This is a genomic window from Vibrio sp. TMPB1044, assembly GCF_030442075.1.
Lineage (GTDB): Bacteria > Pseudomonadota > Gammaproteobacteria > Enterobacterales > Vibrionaceae > Vibrio > Vibrio satsumensis.
On record NZ_JAUJED010000013.1, the window covers coordinates 144,793 to 164,016 of the forward strand.

Below are 19,224 nucleotides of genomic sequence, written 5' to 3' on the forward strand. Positions count from 1 at the left end.
TAAAACGCTCAGACAGCCTTGTTCATCACTATCGTGAAATCCCCTTCAGCATAGCCTTCTATCAGAGAGACATCGTCACACAATGTTTTACAGAAGCGATATACGCCTTGAGGGTGGTAACTCATCAAGGCATTACGTGATGGGTATTGGCTTGAATTGAGAAGATTAAAAATCACGGTTTGATTCGCTAGGTCAAACATCCGAGTAATCATGTTTGTCAGATAGTCAGAATCACGGCAAATGTAGTTCAAAGAGCCACTCGCGATAACCACATCGTGTGCTTCTAGGCTCATCTTACTCATGTCACCCGCAAGGAACTGGCTGCGTGGTTCAGTGTAGTTTTGCTTGGCCTTTTTGAGGAAGCCTGCGTGTTGGTCAACACCGGTGTAAGATTGAATGTGGTAGATGCTGTCGAGCAGCTCGAACAATTCCCCATAGCCACACCCTAAATCCAAAACACTCTTATTTTCGAAATCAGCCGAACGAGCAATCACTTCGAAGCGACACAACTGACTCTCTTCATTGGTCCAACCTAAAGACTTTGCCTTATCCCCTTTCCAACGCTTGGTTTGCTTTCGGTGATACCAATACACCTTAAAACGATCACGCCAATGCATTACATACTACTCAATCATATGATCAAATCAGCTAGACTTTAGAGTCGTTCGAAAACAGACCACCGATCTTGTATCCAATCGCATAACACACCACAGCGGCAGTCACAAACACCAGTGCCGAGAAGAAGTACGCGACCGATGCTGCTACTCCAGTACCCCACACGACGCTAAACACCAAACCGAGATAAGCCTCTTGTGGCCACTGATAGATAGGAAACTGAGATCCACCAGCAATAAAATAAACCATCGTAAACAAGCCAATGAAAGTAGCAATAAGACCGATGATAACGCGCATATTCATGGAAAAACCTTTGATTTATTGGACTTGGTTGCCTTTGTTCTGAATCACAACCTAGTGTTCTTAATCGCAACCCGATGATATACAAGTATATCGGATAAAAGAGGTTGCCTCTATTACTCTTCCGAGTGAGCGTTACCCACCGTATAACCAATGACGTAATGGCCAGACTTAACGATCAGGCACAAAAAAGCGGACACCCTTCTCACGTTGAATCCGTAAGAAAAGTGTCCGCTTTAACTGAATCTAGCTTAAAGCAGGATGAAGATACCCGCTAAACATGCGCTCATTAGGTTTGCTAGCGTACCAGCTGCTACTGCTTTCAAACCTAGGTTAGCAACTTCAGCACGACGCTCTGGCGCCATCACACCGATAGAACCCAGTTGAATCGCGATAGAGCCGATGTTAGCAAAACCACATAGAGCAAATGTCACAATCACTTGGCTGTGTTCAGATAGCAGTGCTTTGTTCTCAACGAAATCGATGAAAGCAACAAACTCGTTCATTACGATCTTCTGACCGATGTAAGAACCCGCCATCAATACTTCATCACTCGGGATACCAATCAGCCACGCTAGTGGTGAGAACAGGTAACCGAAGATAGCTTGCAGTGTAATACCCGTAAAACCGAACGTTTCACCTAGGCTTTCTAAGCCCGTATTGACCATCGCAATCACGCTCACGAATGCAATCAACATAGTACCGACCGCCACTGCGACTTTCATACCGTTCATCGCGCCGCTTGCCAATGCATCAATCACGTTGCTTTGGTCTGCTTTATCTAGTTCGATATGGTCGTAGTCACTTGGTGTGCTGCGCTCAGGAACAATGATCTTCGCCATTAACAGGCTACCCGGCGCTGCCATGAAGCTTGCGGCAATAAGGTATTTAAGTTCAACACCTAAACCAGCATAACCACCAAGTACACTACCGGCTACCGACGCCATACCACCTGCCATGACAGCAAACAGTTCAGAACGAGTCATAGACTTTAAAAAAGGACGAATAAGAAGAGGAGACTCACCCTGAGAAAGGAAGATATTACCTGTCGCAACCAGAGATTCAGCTTTACTTGTACCCAGCAGTTTTTGCACCGCTCCGCCCAGGATTTGAATCACTTTCTGCATGATACCTAAGTAATAAAGCGCAGAGATCAAAGCACTGAAGAAGATAATGATTGGAAGTACGCGAACCGCGAAAATGAAGCCTTCAGTAGCAAGGTCACCGAAAAGGAAAGCAATACCAGCATCTGCAAAACCAAGCAGGCTAGAAACGCCGTTACTCAGGCTTGTTAACGCCAACTGTCCCCATGGGAAATACAACACTAGAGCAGCAAAGCCAATCTGAAGTAATAGAGCACGAGAAACCGTTTTCCAGTTAATCGAAGAACGACTTTCAGATAGCAGGTACGCGCAAGCAATCAGTGCAATAACACCGACAAAACCAAATAGAATATTCATAATGTGTCCTAGTAATCCTTATAGAGTGAACATGAGCCAAGCAAATGACATCAAAGGAACAGGACAAAGGACCGCAAGCAAAACGCTACGCGATGAAGGAGCTAACAGAGTTAGCGACTGTAACAACGAGTTGTTCATGTAAAAAATCACCTTATACAAGCAGTGGAACGTAGCTGGTCCGGTCCGTGGGGTCATTCACATATCCATGTGACGGCTTGTATTGGCTAAGCACCGGCTTAAAACCGGAAGAGAAGTATAAACAGTTAAGTGAGACTTTCATCACATTTTTTAACGCAAACGATCGCGCGGTCAAGGATTAAACAAAATGTATTGTTTGTCGTCGTTTTCGAGCTTCAAAACTGTAGACAATTTGTAGGGAGTTGAATTTGTAATGTTAAGTCTTTAAGTGTGTGAGCGTAATCACTCGGTTAATTCTGTGTGATTCTTACTACTTTTCTGTGCTCTGCCTCATTTCCCGAGACTTCAAGATTCATCTTAAGTTTAGATGCGTATATACTTTGTATGATCTCACCAAATAATTATCTATAAAATACCAATAGAGCTGATTAGATATAACAGCCATCGAGACTAAGAGAGGAAACTCGTGAAGAAAATGGAAGCTCCGCACGATATGAGCAATGGAGCTAGATTCAAAACAAATAGACACGGCTATGTGACAGTAGTTGAATATTATAATACCTATACTGTTATTGTCGCGTTTGAAAACACCGGAAATATCCGCGCTATCAGTGCGGCGAAATTACGTACAGGCCAACTAACCGATCGCTCTGTCGCACCTGAATCAATTATGATTGGAGAAAAGGTTGAATCTGTTAAACACGGAATATTAACCATTACTCAAGTTGAATCTGAAAATATTGTTGTACTGACCAATGCAAATAATGAAGAAATTAGAATGTTATTGCCTGCAGTGCAGAAAATGAAAGATAAAACTGAAGAAGTCGACAGTGAAAGTATTGCCTCCCCAAAACCAACCTCGCTTAGCCAGTTGACGAAAAGAAATAAAAAAACCAAAGACGTTAATAGCATGCTTAAGAAAATGCTTACTGACTACGGTCGATACGATTAATTCTCTATTTTCTACAATAAAGCCTCTATAGATTTATATTCTGATATAAAAACTAATTAAGCCTGCCTTTCTCAATAAAATACGTTGCATATTCGAGTGAAAAGTTAAATTTGATCAAAGTCTCACTCTGGATCTTTACTACAAATTAACGAGATCTCCATCACAATCTCATTTTAGCTTTGTGATGGGGATCTTATTGAAATCTGAATATTTCCATTACTATGCTCTCACACAATAAGAGAACGAAGTTTCTCAACCCCAAAAATCCAATTGAGACAAATATTATGAAAAAGATTCTTGTAGTTTGCGGTAACGGCCTTGGTACTTCTCTAATGATGGAAATGGCAGTGAAAGAAGTCGCTAAGAAAATTGGTTTTGAAGCAGAAGTTGATCACGAAGATCTATCATCTGCAGCATCAAGCAATGCGGATATTTGGGTTGCAGCAACAGATGTTGCCAACCAACTAAAAGATGCTGGTAAAGAGAACATCATCAGCCTGAAAAATATTTTTGACAAAGCATCAATTGAAGAACAACTAAAAACTTTCATGTAAGGTCAAAATTATGCAAAACTTTTTCGAGTTCATGCTCGGCTTATTAAAAGAGCCGGCAATCATGGTAGGTTTAATAGCTTTTATTGGCCTTGTTGCACAGAAAGCTGATATTTCTACCATTCTGAAAGGCACAATTAAAACCGTAATGGGTTTCCTAATTTTAGGTTTCGGTGCAGGTGCTCTTGTTGGCGCACTGAATAATTTCTCAGTTGTATTTACTGAAGCATTCGGCGTAAGTGGTGTTATTCCAAATAACGAAGCAATTGTTGCATTAGCACAAGAAGCATTCGGTTATGAAATGGCTCTAATTATGTTCTTCGCGTTCGTTGTGAATATTTTATTGGCTCGTATTACTCCTTTAAAATATATATTCTTAACGGGCCACCACACAATGTTCATGTCTATGCTAGTGGCAGTAATTCTATCTACAGCAAACATTGAAGGCACGGCACTCGTCGCAATCGGCTCGATCATTGTGGGTACATTGATGGTTGTGATGCCAGCTCTAGGTCAAAAGTACACAGAAAAGGTGATGGGTACTGATCAGCTGGCTATCGGTCACTTCTCTACCCTTTCTTACATCGTATCTGGCTTCATTGGTAGCAAGTTCGGTGACACATCGAAAACAACTGAAGACATCCAAGTTCCAAAAAGCTTGATGTTCCTACGTGATACACCAGTAGCCGTAGCAACAACGATGGCTATCTTCTTCATGCTTGCATCTATTATCGCAGGCGGTGAGTTTGTAGAAACAGTATCAAGTGGTCAAAACTGGGTGGTATTCACCTTCATGCAATCTCTAATCTTTGCGGGTGGTGTTTACATAGTACTGCAAGGTGTGAAGATGTTGATTGCTGAAATCGTACCTGCATTCAAAGGTATTTCGGACAAACTGGTACCGGGTGCGAAACCTGCTCTTGATTGCCCTATGGTATTCCCAGTAGCACCAAACGCAGTACTTATCGGCTTCCTATGTTCTTTCGGTGCTGGTCTACTCGCAATGGCAGTACAAGGCGCACTTGGTTGGACAATCATTGTAGCGGGCGTTGTTCCTCACTTCTTCGTTGGTGGCGCGGCTGGTGTTTACGGTAACGCAACAGGCGGTTTACGCGGTGCAATCCTAGGTTCATTTACGCAAGGTCTGTGTATCTCTTTCCTACCGATGCTGCTACTTCCAGTACTGGGTGGCCTGGGTCTTGAAGCAACAACATTTGCTGACTTCGACTTCGGTGTGGTTGGTCTGATTCTAGGGTGGATTGTTTCATGAGCCTGTTTGATTTAGTTGGTAACCAAGGCGTTATCATCAACTCTGAAGAGAACCTAACGGTTGATGCAGCAATTGATGTGACATGTTCAACACTGCTCGCGAGCAACAAAATCGAAGCTAGCTATGTTGAAGCTATCAAGCAAAAGCACAAAGACATCGGCGCGTACTATGTTCTAGCACCAAAGATTGCCATGCCGCATGCTCGTCCTGAAGATGGCGTTAACGAAGCATCACTGCAAGTGACGGTATTCAAGAAGGGTGTTGATTTAGAGTCGGAAGACAACGGTGACGTTTACCTTTCAATCACTCTGGCGGCAATGGATTCAGATAGCCACATCCATACTATTATGGCGCTGTCTGAACTGTTCCAAAATGATGATGACATCGATGCCATTATCGCAGCGGAAACTGAGCAAGCGATCATCGAGATCTTAAAGCGCTACTAATCTAGCCCCAAAGATCCTGATAAGACCCCCAATTAAAAAAGCGATAGCCTCGGCTATCGCTTTTCTGTTTCTGGTATTAAGTCATTTTTCATCGAGCGTGATTTAGGGAATCACACATCTAAAAGACTCACTGGCACTAAAACGCGTACATTCTTTTATCTGTCGATAATTCAAAGCAGTATTGCGCATGTTTTTTAAGACACTCAAACACTTCTCTATCCAGCTTAAAGTTATCAACGTGGTCCGTCAAAATAGCCATCGTCTGTTCTAGCGTCATGCCCGCACGATAAGGGCGAGACTGAGTCAACGCTTGGAACACATCAACCACAGCAACAATTCGACTCGGTTGATCCAGCTCTTCAGCCGTTTTTCCCATTGGATAACCCGAGCCATCCAACCTCTCATGGTGATTAGATGCCCACTGGCAAACCTGAGGAGAACTGAATAGCTCCTGCAGAGCGAATCGCGTGTCCGTAGCGTGGCGTTTAATGCAGCAATATTCTTCTTCAGTAAGTAAATCCGGCTTATGCAGAATGTCGTTAGGGGTTTGCAGTTTACCGATATCATGAACCAAACCCGCTAAATAAAGTTTACGCTGAGTGGTGTATGAATAACCCATCTGCTTGGCGAGGTATTCAGAGAGCTGCCCTACCTTCAAAGAGTGTTTAAAGGTAAACGAACTCTTGGTATCAACAACATTGGCAATAAATTCAGCGAAGGCGACCGTCTCATCCAACGACATTTGCTGAGAGAAGAAAGGCACAGGTTCAAAGTTATCCCTCATATTTTCAATGTAAGGGATCTCCATCGAGAACCAGAAATCATCCAAATCGACCAATTCGCACATGTGTTGCACAAGGTTGGATTCGAACATTTCATCCGCTTGTTCTGTTAAGAGTTCAATAATGCTGGCTTTGCCACCGGGTGTGAGGTTTCCATAACGATCTGAAGAAGTGATGCCATACAAGTAGTCGACCCTATCGGCAAGCATCACGATGGCTGCTAACTCTTTTTCTAACTCGCTAATATGAATAGCCTTTAACTCAACCCAAGGAGTGTGATGATAAAGCACTGGCTTAGCGAATATAGAAAGAACCGGGCACTCTTTTAGAATTTGGTAGCCCTTTTGACAATGGTGGTAACTCGAGTCAGGAATGAACCCTGAAACCAAACTACGTTGCTCATCAATTTGAGAGACACCACAGTCGTGAATTAACCCCAATGAGAACGCAAGTTGCGCTTGTTCTTCTTCCCATCCCACACTCAGAGCACATCGATACGCGATGTAACCCACCCTCTGTCCATGATTTTTGCTTTCGAAACCGACGTTATCAAGCGCCTTAGCAATACCAAATAGAGCCTTCCTTAGGTCTACGGTCACGTCCTGGCAATGTTGATTCATTAATTAAGCCTAGATTTTTTATAGTTTTTATATATTTAGGCCGCTAATACTAATGCATACTTAATGATTATATACACAACTATTGTAAGGTTTAATGAGTTTCGTGATAGATCTAACGTATCACGAAAACTCCGTGCCACAAGTGGTTGCATATTAAAAATCATGCGACATTATATACTGCCGACTAAGATTCACTAAAATCAGCAGCCATAAGAAAAGGAAAGACATGTTTAAAACAGTTATTGATGACGAACTATCCATCGCATTGGTTGAAGAGAGTTTCGCTGTTCATTACGCAGAGATCTCACAAAGCCAGAATGAGTACCTAAGCCAATGGCTTGTGTGGCCGCCACATTGCAAAACTGAGCAAGATTTTAGGATCTTCATCCAACGCTCGCTGCACGATTATGCGGAAGGTAAAAGCATGACATGTGCGATTATCTATAAAGACAAGGTCGTCGGTAACTGTAGTTTCAATACCATTGATCATGATAAGCAAAAGGTGACGATAGGTTATTGGTTATCTGAGACATACCAAGGAAAGGGGATTGTGACACGCGTTGTCCAGAAGCTGATTGATATAGCTTTCAATGAGTTAGATATGGAAAAGGTCGAGATATCAGCAGCAACGGGCAACCAGAGCAGTCGCAAGGTATGTGAGCGCTTACATTTCGCCTTAGAAGGTATCATTACACGTAACGAGAACTTGAATGGTCGCATCATTGACCACGCTATTTATGGCCTTCATCGTTCAAAGCAACAAGAGCGCTAACGTTTTGTAAAATAAGTAATATAATTTAGTAATTAACTATATGAAAAAGCCACAGCATAAGTCCGTGGCTTTGTTACTTGACGAGCCTAAAGAGCTCTTAAAGCTACAGCTTAAGCAACCTTTGGAATCACGATACTGAACTTGGCACCACCGTGGTTACTGTCGTCAATTTTGATATCCCAAGAAAGTTTTTTAGCCGCCGATAGAGCAATCGCGAGGCCTAATCCCAATCCCCCTGTGGTCGACGTTCTGCTTGAATCTAGTCGAGAAAACGGAAGAAACACTTCATCACGGCGCTCATAAGGAATACCAGGCCCATTATCCTCAACAACCACTAACCAACTCTCTGAGTTCTCATCTAACGTCACCCACACTTGGTCTTGAGTGTAGTTGCCAGCATTCTTAAGAAGATTATCGAACACTAAACGCGCCATTGAACAATCACATTTTATCGTACTGTCTTGTTTTACCTTTGATTCGAAGCTGACATTGTCCAACTCAGAATAACGGATCCGATCTAAACAATACTCAAGTAAACTCGCTCTGACTTTCACTAACTCAAAAAACGAGTTGTCCATTACATTCAACTTCGACAGCATGATAATTTCTGACGTTAGTTCGTTGATATCCTCAATGTAGTTATCAATATCATCGAATAGAACTTGATGATTATTTGGCGCTCCCCTTCTTAAAATATCGGTCGCCAATTGAATACGACTTAACGGGGTTCGTACTTCATGCGGGATAGCTTGAGCAAAGATATGACTCTGTTTCACCTTGCTCTCGATCTCTTCAGCCATGAAGTTAAAGCTGCTAGCTAAATCCGAAACAGGATGGATGTCATCCAAATCAGAGCGCGTACTAAGCTTCCCCTTACCAAACTGCTTCTGCTTTTCGACGAGCAACTCTATTCTTTCTTGAAAACGCCTCACAGGTAAGTAAACACTTGCTCCAATCGCCACAATCACAGCCAATAACAGCCCTAGCAAAAAGTGCCGTTCTGAATCCTCATACCATTCAATATCAGGAGAGAAAAAATCCCCAACCTCACTGAATCCAAAACTAAATTCAGAGTTTGGCAACTGAAATACTGCCGAATAGAGGTTATTTTCACTTAAATATATTGGCACACCGTTTAAGGTCGTATATAACTCACATCGTTGGCAGGGAGTCTCTCCCGACCAATCTTTCAACAGGCGTAAATCGAAGATATAAAATTGTTGGTAGCCTGTTCTATCGAGTGTTTTATATAGCGAGTCTTCTTGGTTGTGTTGGCGAACATACTGTTCAGCAAAGTAGATCCCATCATTAAGGAAGGTTTCGATCTCGGTCCTTCGCATGTACCCTTCACCAAGGTTCACAAATAAAAATATCGTTGCCGACATCCCAGTCACAATCCCAAGGTATAAACGAGCAAACATCGAAACCGAGCGAAGTTTCGCAGTAATGAACTTACGCAACCAGCATGTACCCCTTGTTGCGAACCGTGCGGATCAACTGTTTGTCTTTGGCGTGAATACGTAGCTTTCGGCGCAAACCAGATACTCGCATATCAATCGAGCGGTCGTTAAAGGCATAATCAATGCCTCTAAATAACTGACAGCACTGGTCTCGAGTGACAACCTGAGAAATGTTATTAACAAGAAGATTTAAGATTTCAAATTCGGCCGAGGTGAGCTTGAGGTTTTGTCCATACAGAGTGGCACTTTGGGCTGCATTGTTGATCACGATATCGCACTGTTTTTCAACTGTTACTTCCGGAGCAGGAACAGCTCGACGTAATAACGCTTCAATTCGTGCCAACAAGGCATGACCACGAATTGGTTTTGCAACGTAATCATCCGCTCCAAACTTGAACAAGCTAACCTCGCTCATTTCATCAGCAGAGGCGGTCAACACTAAGATCATTCCATTGTAAAACTCACGAGCTTGACGACAGATTTGCGCGCCGCTCATGCCTGGAAGCATCAAGTCCAGCAGAACTAAATCAGGTTCAATACTTCGGATCGCTTCAAGTGCCAAATTCCCTTCATGAACAACGCTAACATTGTAGCCTTCAGCTTCGAGGTAAAGCGTCGTTAAACGAGCTATCTCTTGGTCATCTTCAACAATGAGCACTTTGGTTTTTGACATTTCTATCACCAGTATTTATTAAAAGCGAGGGCAGTATATATACTGTTCATATATCATCAACATTGTGGTTAGAGCCCCAATTTTACCGTACGCAAAACATAGTAATCACTTTTGTACATACACGTTTACAAACACAGGGTTCAGCAACCAATACGCCTCAATTTATGAAGGTTTCACCATTCAGAACGATCTGCTAGGGCTGTATTAATCGCCTATCCACCACTTACATTCGCTTTATTTTCTTACTTGCACTTACATTTGAGGCATTTACAAAACCCTATCAAATCAACCATCCATACACTAACGACATGATAGTCAATAAAACCATAAAACAACGATTTGTCAGGCTAAAAAACCAAAATAGAAGACTTACAATCAAAAGAAATCGATTACTTCAACCTAGCACCAGTGCTTTCCATTTCTCAGTGTGAGGCATGTCCTATTAAGTAATATCTTCTTAAAGTAACATTCAGCCAATTGATACATCGCTTCAGTATTTGGTCATTATCACTTTCTCACAGGGTTCACTTTAAGATGAATAAAACGCTTTCACTGTTACTCACCACCACAGCTTTATTTTCAACATCGCTCTTGGCTGACACCAATAAACAAGAAATGGTGAAGCAGATTCAAGCACAAGTTAACTCTTGGATAGACATTCAGGTCACACCACAAACTAGCATCATTCAAAAGATGGTCTTCAACTGTGAGTTCTACAGTGCAACCCCTTATATCAAGTCGCCTGACGGGAGCGAGAGCAGTTCTGGTTCATACCGTTTTTACTCGCACAACGGTGTTTTAGGCTCGATGACAGAACCCTTCACCACTCAACCCCTTCCGGAGTTGACGATGTGCCTTAAAGAAGACTTCGTAGTCACCAACCAAGATGAAGCTCAGTTATTGTTTGAAGCTATTGAAACGGTCTACCCAAACCATTCAATGTTCGATGAGAACTTTCCTAAAGAGATCATCAATAAGCCAAATGGTTGGCACTTCATCGATGGTGAGATTTTTGATGATAAAAAAGGCTATGTCATTGAAAGCAACGCTGAAGGCAAAGTGACCAAAATCATCCGCTCACTGAATCTTTAACGCGCTGTTTCTTCTATACCATTTTGTTCTTGTTTGAAACAGCTTCTTAAAGGCTGTTAAAGGCCAGAATTCAATTTGACCAGCGACTGGCTGAACATAGTAAGTTCGGTGGGCGCGGTTCGACCAAACATCAGTTCACCGAGTTCAATATGATGACCAGTTATCAACCCTTCGAGCATCTAAAGTGTCCTATTTGGATATATGACATTGATAATAAGAGAATAACTTGGGCAAATAGCAGCGCCCTCCCTCTTTGGGAGTCAGAATCTATGTTTGAGCTGACGTCGCGCGACTTTAGTATAGAGATGTCAAAGGCAATAGAAGCGACCTTGGAAGAATACCAAAGGCAATTTCTACGTAACGAAAGCATCAAGATTTGGTGGAACTTCACCCCAAACTACATCTCTAAGCGTGCATTGTGTCTATTTTCTGGAATCCCATTGCCCGATGGTCGGACAGGAATGTTGGTGCAAGTCATTGCTGAAGAAGGCAGCTTAAAGCACGACCTAACTTGCTCAGATGGCGTAAACCTTTCCCTTTTGTTTGATAGGACTGGAAACGTAGTGAGTGCTAACTCCGCATTTTATCAAAACTATGGTTCACCGTTTGGCACGCTATCCGACTTTGTTTCTAGCGAAGAGACCGCTGCACAGTGGTTGTTTGCCGCACGTAAAGGTCGTGAAATTCTAGAAGAAGTCAGCTGTCAAATAGATAACAAAACCCATCACTTTGACGTTCAAGGAAAGTGGCTATTTGATAAAAGCGAGCTGCTGTTAAACCTCACCTGTACAACCAAACAGAAAGAGAAGCTACTCAAAGCCAGATACAACGCAGAGCACGACTGTTTAACTGAGCTTTATAATCGTCGTGGAATAACTAATCTTCTAGAAACCAGCATTGCCTATCGCTCGCCCTTTGAGTTGATGTTTGTTGATCTTGACGGCTTCAAATTGGTCAATGACACTTATGGACACAGTGTCGGTGATCAACTACTCAAACAAGTTGGCGAGCGTCTTAAACAGTTGGTTGATGAAACGTGCATGATCGGTCGATTTGGGGGCGACGAATTCATTGTTATTGCTCATACCTGTCGAAATAAAAACATCCCTCTGCTTTGCACTCGTATTATTGATGCCTTGAACCGGAGTTTTCATATCAAAGGCATTGGTACCTTGTCTGTTGGTTGTAGCATCGGTACCGCACATTTCCCTGATAATGCCGTCGATCAAGAATCACTGCTTAAGCAAGCAGGTATGGCGATGCATATTGCTAAAGCCAATGGTCGAAATCGTTTCCAAACTTTTACTCCTTGCTTGGCACAAACTCTTCACCGTAAGGTAGAAATCCGCCATCGACTCACACGCGCACTAGAAAACGATGATCTCAATCTTCATTACCAACCGATCATGAACACCAACAGTGATAAGGTGAAGGGCTTCGAAGCGCTACTTCGATGGTCGGACAAAGAGCTGGGTAACATCGGGCCTGATGAGTTTATTACCTTGGCGGAAGAAACCGGTCAGATTGTACCGCTCGGGAAATGGGTTCTTAACTCGGCACTTAAACAGTTATCGATTTGGCAACGAGAGTTTGATAGCGAATTAATGATGAGCATCAATATCTCAAGCATTCAGATGCACGCGTCCTTTGCCGAGCAATTATCGGCAATGCTTGAGTTCTACAATATCCAGTCTCAAAGTGTTGCCCTTGAAATTACCGAGTCCTCAATGATCTTCAAGCACGGTGAAGTCAGACAAGCGTTAAACGATATCTCCAAGTTGGGGGTAGAGCTTCACCTTGATGACTTTGGTACAGGCTACTCGTCGCTCTCGATGTTGCATGATCTGCCAATTAGCACAGTCAAACTCGATAAAAGCTTTGTCCATGGTTCGCATAAAGGGAGCAAAGCAATTGTTCAAGCTACCCATGCTATTTGCGACAAATTGGGGCTTAAAGTGGTAGCTGAGGGTGTCGAAACAGAAGTGCAAAAAGCATTCTTAATCGATTGCGGATACCAGTATTTGCAGGGGTTTCTATTTAGCAAGCCCATCCCATCAAATGAAGTAGAAAGCCAATTTTTAACGGGTCGATTCATCGATATTTAAAATATTACTTATCAATAAGGTCAAGTTTTAGAACACTCCGTAATCAGCAGAGTGGCGCAATATGAACGCTTACGTATGCTTACACAACACAAAATAATGAAAAAACAACAACAAGCGGTTGTTTTTTATAACAATTAATTAGTGAGGCAATCCATAAACTATATAGCAGATATACCTACCTTCTGTAATGACTTTGGTATTTCGATTACCCTCAAGCGATCCCTTTATTAAATCACATAACCGGTAAATATGAGCAGACAAAACGGCTTCACTCTCTTAGAACTTATCATCGCAGTATCGATTCTAGCGATCTTGTCTTCTACGGCTATGGTCAAGTTCTTAGACGTTCAGGGGAGCGCCCGTGCGAGTAAAATACACGATGTGGCAGGTAACTTACGTACTGGTATCGATATGATTTACGCTAAGTCTACGATTGCAGGTGTCGAGGGTGAGTGCAACTATGTTGAGAAGACGGAAATTGAAACCTACTACGTCTGCCATGGCTATCCGATAGCCTATGTTGATTCACTAAGAAGACTGCTCAATATCGACAAAACAGAGCTCCATGTAATCAATAAAGAAGTGGTTCCTGACAGCAATGCTGAGAGAGTGGCCGCTATCTCTTTTGACGCAGATAACTACACCTATTCACCTGAAGGAAATTTTTGTCAGGTACTTTATCAACCAGAAAAAGAACCTCAGATCGTCGTACTTGATGGTGCATGTTAAATACTCACGTATTGTACGCTTTCTATAGTTAACACAAAGCCACCGCAACAGATCTTTGAATATCATGTGGTTACGCTAACATTTGCTCAAAAATAACACTACTTTGTTACTATTTACGTCTTTAAGCACTGCCCAAGGTATAACACAAACTTAATTCTTTATAATTAGTCTGTAAATTTCTACGTGGGTGCATGTTTGATATAAGTGTTAACAGTGTTTTCATTAAATACCTTTCATAAATAGATAAGTATAAATAGATTCCTTGCGCTATCTAACACCTCCCTCCTTAACTCTTCATTATAAAAATAAGAATAAAACACACGACAAAAATAAAATCATCGACTATATCATCTTGTCACATTATTTATACAACCAAAATTACATATAAATTAGATCATATTAACAATCACATAAATTGACATATTTTAATTTTATCCTGAAAATTTATGATAAATCTTACACATCAATAAACTGAATGAATACCACCAAAAGCTACATTAGAAACCTCTAAACCTTGTAATTAAACCTACCACATAGGAGCTGTGGAATGGATAAATACCAAAACAAATGGATAAATCCCCCCTAGCCCTTGTAAATAATTGGCTTTCATTTATAAATTCAACTTTTGGGTGAACATCTCCATAACTTTTCATTCAAGCCCAAATTCTGCGATTAATATCAACATCTTGAGAGAAAATGGTGACATTTTGGTTATATTATTTAGATCGAACTCTTGTGTTGAATGAAAATCCCAGCCATCACGCCAATATAATAACTATCGCTTAGGAGTTGAGCCATGCACTGTTCTTTCAATATAAATAACAATAATGAGAGCTTGCAACTGATCTACAATGAAGAAAAAATATATATAAAAACGACAGCAATAAGATATCAGAGGAAAGTCTCAATAGTAAAGAGAGTTTTGTTTTCAAATATCTTATTGAACACTCATCAATATCTAACCCTCAATCTGCGAGAGACGTTGAAGAATCTTTTAAATTACATTTTGATGAAGAGTTCAGCTTATACGCATTAAAGAACATTATCGCTTCAATAAGAAAAAAGTATCGGAATTTATGTAAAAAAGCGAAGATCGATAATAACAGCGAACTTATCTCTAACCTTTATAAGGTGGGTTACTTCATCGATCTCGACAAAAGCTCTACAAACAGTATCGCACCGAAATACGACATCAACCGATTCAAGCCCAGTCAGATAGAGGTGTTAAAACTGATGTTCAAGACTTATCATCGAGAACTGATTAAGGCTCTGATAGCCGTGCTCACCATCTCTTCATTTTGCCTCTTCGTTGTCTACTTTTTCCAAATCCTTTATACGACGAAGATTGCAGATGAATACAGCGAAAACACCAAACATATTGCGCAAGAAATCATGGACTACAGTTGCAATAACGGAGGGGCCGTACACTCGCTAAGGCACTCACTCAACCTTGATTCTGTCATTATGACGACGTCTCGCGGTTCATGTTATATATCCAAGACGCGCTCGAAAATAGTAGACCTTGATCAAGTTGATGACTTTTATGATAGTGCCGATTTTGCTTATTCACGTTTTGCAGATACCAAGCGCGACATTGACCTTACTGTGCGAATTTCTAAGCGCTCTATTGAAGCTCGATACAATAACTCATTATTGCCTCTGTTAGTCGATTCAGTCTCTATCCAGAAGAATGGTTATTACATTCTTAATCTAGGAGAAGAAAGCAAAGCTATCTATCAAGCATCACTGCCAACCGGCGCAACCATCACCTTCTACAGTGACGATATTGTTGCACTGTGGGCTGCACTTTCTCTGATTCTCGCCACTCTACTTTATCGCTCCTACATTCTTGGCTTCGTCATATACATGTTTCGTTGGAAAAACATCTCCTTCGAAGAAGAACCCATCATCAACACCGAAGATAACAGCGTTCTATATTACGAGTTGCTATCGAGAGTTCGTAACGTTGGCGTTTTGAGCTTCATCAACACGATGAGACGCTCCAATTTACTTACCTTTCATACTATTTTGATCATCGAAACGGTAAGAAGAACTAAATTAAACAACAGCCATGAAATCTATGGTGTCAATGTATGCCCGAGTGCCTTGGTCGGCTCTAACTTTGCCAAATTAAAAGAGCATTTAGTCATGATGGAAGCGAATGAATTTGTCGTCGAGATTACCGAGTATTCAAACATTGGCTATGGATGTGAGGTTATCGATAACATTAAGGATGTCAAAAAGCTTGGTATCACCATCGCACTGGATGACTTTGGTACGGGCAATAACAACATCGAAATCATCAATGTTATATCTCCCACCTATTTAAAACTGGATCGCTGTTTTGTTAAGGATATCGAGTCAGGAGAGCACCATCAGGGTGTATTGCTTAATATCTCGGAAATTGGACGCTTATCAAACATCACGATGATTTATGAAGGTGTCGAGACACGTAGGCAACAATATATTTTGTGTCAGTTGGGCTACAACTTACATCAAGGTTATCTGTATAGCAGACCTCAAAGCACAACCGACGGGTAACTTAATAATAATATCAAACGTCTATGGCTCAGCACCTGTTGGCCCTGCTGCGTCGTATGGATATGGCGTAGCTCTAATCTTAGATCGAACGCAGTCTTCAAGCTTCGCAGGAAAGTACGCGTCAACTAACCCTTGGGCAGAGAGCGGCTTATCAAAGTAATAACCTTGTAGTAAATCACAGTGGTATTGCTGTAACTTCGCCATCTGTTCTGGGGTTTCAACGCCTTCTGCGACCACTTTCATCTGGCACGATGCACCAATATCGATGATAGCTTTAACCAAGGTTTCACTGTGCTGACTGGAATTCAATTTTCCAATAAAAGAGCGGTCTATCTTTATCTCTGTGATCGGCAGGGTATTCAGGTAGTTCAGTGATGAAAATCCGGTACCAAAGTCATCGAGCGAGATGCCAAATCCATATTCTCTAAGCCTTCTCAGTACCGGCTCGACAATGTGCAGATCTTTGATGAGAATGTTTTCGGTCACCTCTAGCGTCACTCGGCAAGGAGCTATACCCACCTCTTCGACGAGGCGAATGACCTTATCATCGAAACCAAGTTCGAAAACTTGCTTAGGTGACACGTTTACAGAAACTCCTACCGCCTCAGGTCCGTTTGGCATCAAGTTTAAGGTGTCTTCACATGCTTTCTTTAGTACAAACTCTCCAATTTCATGAATCTTACCAAACCGCTCTGCCGCAGGAATGAAGTCCAACGGAGACACAAAACCAAGTAAGCCGTTGTTCCAACGACACAATGCCTCAACGCCTTTTAGCTGCTCAGTATGAGAATCCACTTGAGGTTGATATAGTACATTGAATTCGCCCCTCTCTAACGCAGTTCTAAGCTGCTCTTCCACCGAAAATTCGTACTTCACTTTTCGATTGATCACATCGTCATAGAAAATTGCTTCGCCTTTATTCAATTCTTTAGCCTTGTACAACACAATGTCGGCTTTGGTTAGCAGTTCTTCTACCTCAGTCCCGTCATAGGGATACATCGACACGCCAGCCGAACACTGGATAGAGACCGAAGTACCCTGAATATTAAATAGCGATTGGAATACATCTTGGATTTGTTGGACTTTCTGTTCCGCTTCCACAAGATCGTAAACTCCCGGCAGACAGAAGACAAACTCATCACCCCCAAAGCGTGAAACGATATCGTTAGTCCCTAAGATTTGTTCAAATCGCGAACCTATCTGCTTCAGCAGCTCATCTCCGCTTGCGTGGCCATATTGGTCATTGATGCGTTTAAAGTTATCTAAGTCAACAAAGACTAACGCCACCAGCTTGCCTTCAAGTTTCGAATGAGCGATGGCTCGGTTCACTTGCACTTCAAGTTCAGAGCGATTAGGGAGAGCGGTCAAAGAATCGTGTCTTGCCATATGTTGCAAACGACGGCGGCTATTTTGGATTCGATTGAAGTCGTCGGAAATTCTCTGCTCCATTTGATCAAAGCGCAGCGATATTCGTCTGCTCACTAGAACGCTGATAAAAATACAGACCAAGGTAGCCAGCACACTCAAGATAAGAATTAGCCCAAATTCATTACGAGATTCCGAGAGTAGTTGGTCTTTTCTGTGTTCAATGGAAGCATTAACATTATTCAAGTACACGCCAGTACCCACTATCCACCCCCAATCACCTACCTTTTTGACGTAGCTACTTTTGGGACCGATAAAACCCTGTTTATCAACGGTGATGTAGTTAACAAACCCGCCAGACTCAGCTTGCGCTAAAACGTCTTGCTTGAAGTTGTTTCCAAGGTCATCGTAAACATTAAGATCTTGCCCAATATGGATTTGGTGTGCGTGAAGTAAGCTGTCACCATTCTGTTCAAAAACGAACAAGTATCCATTATCACCGACCGTTATCTTCGACAATATATCGAGAATTCTTTGGTAACTGACTCGTTTAACATCATCGAGAGAAATACCAGTGCCGAAATACCAATCAAATGGTTCGAACCGACGAATGTAACTGAGTTTTTCGAAGTGCGTATTGCCGATGTGTGGCTTTTCAAAGTCTTGCCCATCAAAGCCGGGACGAGGCACAAAATAGCGGGAATAAGCACCATTATTCTGCTTAAGAAGCGCTATTTGTTGTTTGATGACCGCCACACCACGGCTATCAGTCGTTTCAAGTTGATTTGTATTTTCTAGCTCTGGATCGCGAGGGTGAACCAGCACTGTACCCTGCATATCGTAGGCGTAAATGTAGTCTTTTTTGTCCGCGTAGCTCAGCTTTCTGATTTCATTAAAAATGAGCAATTTAAGCTCTTCTTCCGGCAGGTGTTGATTCGAGGAGTAGATATTCTGTGCAGCGGTATAGGCTCTATCCAGTCGACGTGTAATGCGCTTTTTTACCTCGATTTCAACAAGGCGCTGAGTGTGCTTTATCTGTTGCGATACTTGCAGTACTTGCGCCTCAATAGAGTCCTTTTGAGCAGAGATGTAGTCTGTTCTGATGAGGTCTACCAATGCCTTGACCTTCTGATCTACGCTGGTAAACATCGCCACATTCAAGACGATTGCAGAAAAGATGATGATGGTGATCGGCAAATATTTGGTAAACCAGACCAACTTTTTGTCATTAATATGCAACATATAAACACAACAGAGCAGAACAGAGTTCTATATAATGTCATTATTTTACTGAACAGCCAACCATAAAAGATAACATTCATTTAATTTATAGAAAAAGCTTGTCTATCTCGT

Annotated in this window: 15 protein-coding genes and 1 pseudogene; 9 read left to right on the forward strand and 7 right to left on the reverse strand. The window is 41.9% G+C overall.

Features of this window, described 5'->3' with window-relative positions:
* Positions 1-8 precede the first annotated feature (8 nt).
* The 3 genes from QQ041_RS07980 to QQ041_RS07990 all read right to left on the reverse strand — a co-directional run bounded on the left by QQ041_RS07980 (position 9) and on the right by QQ041_RS07990 (position 2,375).
* Positions 9-617 carry a trans-aconitate 2-methyltransferase gene (locus QQ041_RS07980; protein ID WP_285953526.1) on the reverse strand — a complete coding sequence of 203 codons (609 nt, stop codon included), beginning with the start codon at positions 615-617 and terminating at the stop codon, positions 9-11.
* A 31-nt stretch (positions 618-648) separates the two neighbouring features.
* Positions 649-918, reverse strand: a complete 270-nt coding sequence (locus tag QQ041_RS07985; RefSeq protein ID WP_146492738.1) for a hypothetical protein — start codon at positions 916-918, stop codon at positions 649-651.
* Positions 919-1,166: 248 nt separating this feature from the next.
* A complete protein-coding gene (locus QQ041_RS07990; RefSeq protein ID WP_285953527.1) occupies positions 1,167-2,375 on the reverse strand; it encodes a NupC/NupG family nucleoside CNT transporter in 1,209 nt (402 codons plus the stop codon).
* Between the two features lie 613 nt (positions 2,376-2,988).
* On the opposite strand from QQ041_RS07990, the gene QQ041_RS07995 reads away from it, so the two are divergent.
* The 4 genes from QQ041_RS07995 to QQ041_RS08010 all read left to right on the forward strand — a co-directional run bounded on the left by QQ041_RS07995 (position 2,989) and on the right by QQ041_RS08010 (position 5,732).
* On the forward strand, positions 2,989-3,465 hold the full coding sequence (locus QQ041_RS07995) for a hypothetical protein (protein WP_146492768.1): 477 nt from the start codon (positions 2,989-2,991) through the stop codon (positions 3,463-3,465).
* 284 nt (positions 3,466-3,749) lie between these two features.
* Positions 3,750-4,019, forward strand: a complete 270-nt coding sequence (locus tag QQ041_RS08000) for a PTS sugar transporter subunit IIB (protein WP_017064872.1) — start codon at positions 3,750-3,752, stop codon at positions 4,017-4,019.
* Positions 4,020-4,029: 10 nt separating this feature from the next.
* On the forward strand, positions 4,030-5,286 hold the full coding sequence (locus tag QQ041_RS08005; RefSeq protein ID WP_285953528.1) for a PTS ascorbate transporter subunit IIC: 1,257 nt from the start codon (positions 4,030-4,032) through the stop codon (positions 5,284-5,286).
* The gene (locus tag QQ041_RS08010) at positions 5,283-5,732 is read left to right on the forward strand and encodes a PTS sugar transporter subunit IIA (protein ID WP_029223524.1); all 450 of its coding nucleotides are present in this window, start codon (positions 5,283-5,285) and stop codon (positions 5,730-5,732) included. The genes QQ041_RS08005 and QQ041_RS08010 overlap by 4 nt, the downstream gene beginning before the upstream one ends.
* Before the next feature lie 136 nt (positions 5,733-5,868).
* Here the strand turns inward: QQ041_RS08010 and QQ041_RS08015 are convergent, their stop codons facing one another.
* The gene (locus tag QQ041_RS08015; RefSeq protein ID WP_285953529.1) at positions 5,869-7,134 is read right to left on the reverse strand and encodes an HD-GYP domain-containing protein; all 1,266 of its coding nucleotides are present in this window, start codon (positions 7,132-7,134) and stop codon (positions 5,869-5,871) included.
* Positions 7,135-7,360: 226 nt separating this feature from the next.
* Here QQ041_RS08015 and QQ041_RS08020 point away from each other — a divergent pair, with 226 nt between their 5' ends.
* On the forward strand, positions 7,361-7,906 hold the full coding sequence (locus QQ041_RS08020) for a GNAT family protein (protein ID WP_285953530.1): 546 nt from the start codon (positions 7,361-7,363) through the stop codon (positions 7,904-7,906).
* Between the two features lie 110 nt (positions 7,907-8,016).
* Here the strand turns inward: QQ041_RS08020 and QQ041_RS08025 are convergent, their stop codons facing one another.
* Together QQ041_RS08025 and QQ041_RS08030 are read right to left on the reverse strand one after the other, a co-directional pair.
* On the reverse strand, positions 8,017-9,366 hold the full coding sequence (locus tag QQ041_RS08025) for a HAMP domain-containing sensor histidine kinase (protein WP_285953531.1): 1,350 nt from the start codon (positions 9,364-9,366) through the stop codon (positions 8,017-8,019).
* Positions 9,359-10,039, reverse strand: coding sequence for a response regulator transcription factor (locus QQ041_RS08030; RefSeq protein WP_285953532.1), 681 nt, complete (start codon positions 10,037-10,039; stop codon positions 9,359-9,361). The genes QQ041_RS08025 and QQ041_RS08030 overlap by 8 nt, the downstream gene beginning before the upstream one ends.
* A gap of 534 nt (positions 10,040-10,573) precedes the next feature.
* On the opposite strand from QQ041_RS08030, the gene QQ041_RS08035 reads away from it, so the two are divergent.
* The 4 genes and pseudogenes from QQ041_RS08035 to QQ041_RS08050 all read left to right on the forward strand — a co-directional run bounded on the left by QQ041_RS08035 (position 10,574) and on the right by QQ041_RS08050 (position 16,506).
* On the forward strand, positions 10,574-11,131 hold the full coding sequence (locus QQ041_RS08035) for a hypothetical protein (protein WP_285953533.1): 558 nt from the start codon (positions 10,574-10,576) through the stop codon (positions 11,129-11,131).
* A 149-nt stretch (positions 11,132-11,280) separates the two neighbouring features.
* Positions 11,281-13,236, forward strand: coding sequence for a bifunctional diguanylate cyclase/phosphodiesterase (locus QQ041_RS08040; protein WP_285953534.1), 1,956 nt, complete (start codon positions 11,281-11,283; stop codon positions 13,234-13,236).
* 249 nt (positions 13,237-13,485) lie between these two features.
* Positions 13,486-13,965: a type II secretion system protein gene (locus QQ041_RS08045; RefSeq protein WP_285953535.1), complete on the forward strand. Its 480-nt coding sequence runs from the start codon at positions 13,486-13,488 to the stop codon at positions 13,963-13,965.
* A gap of 796 nt (positions 13,966-14,761) precedes the next feature.
* Positions 14,762-16,506 (forward strand): annotated as a pseudogene (locus tag QQ041_RS08050) (EAL domain-containing protein).
* Positions 16,507-16,527: 21 nt separating this feature from the next.
* Here the strand turns inward: QQ041_RS08050 and QQ041_RS08055 are convergent.
* On the reverse strand, positions 16,528-19,113 hold the full coding sequence (locus QQ041_RS08055; RefSeq protein WP_285953536.1) for an EAL domain-containing protein: 2,586 nt from the start codon (positions 19,111-19,113) through the stop codon (positions 16,528-16,530).
* Positions 19,114-19,224: the final 111 nt, after the last annotated feature.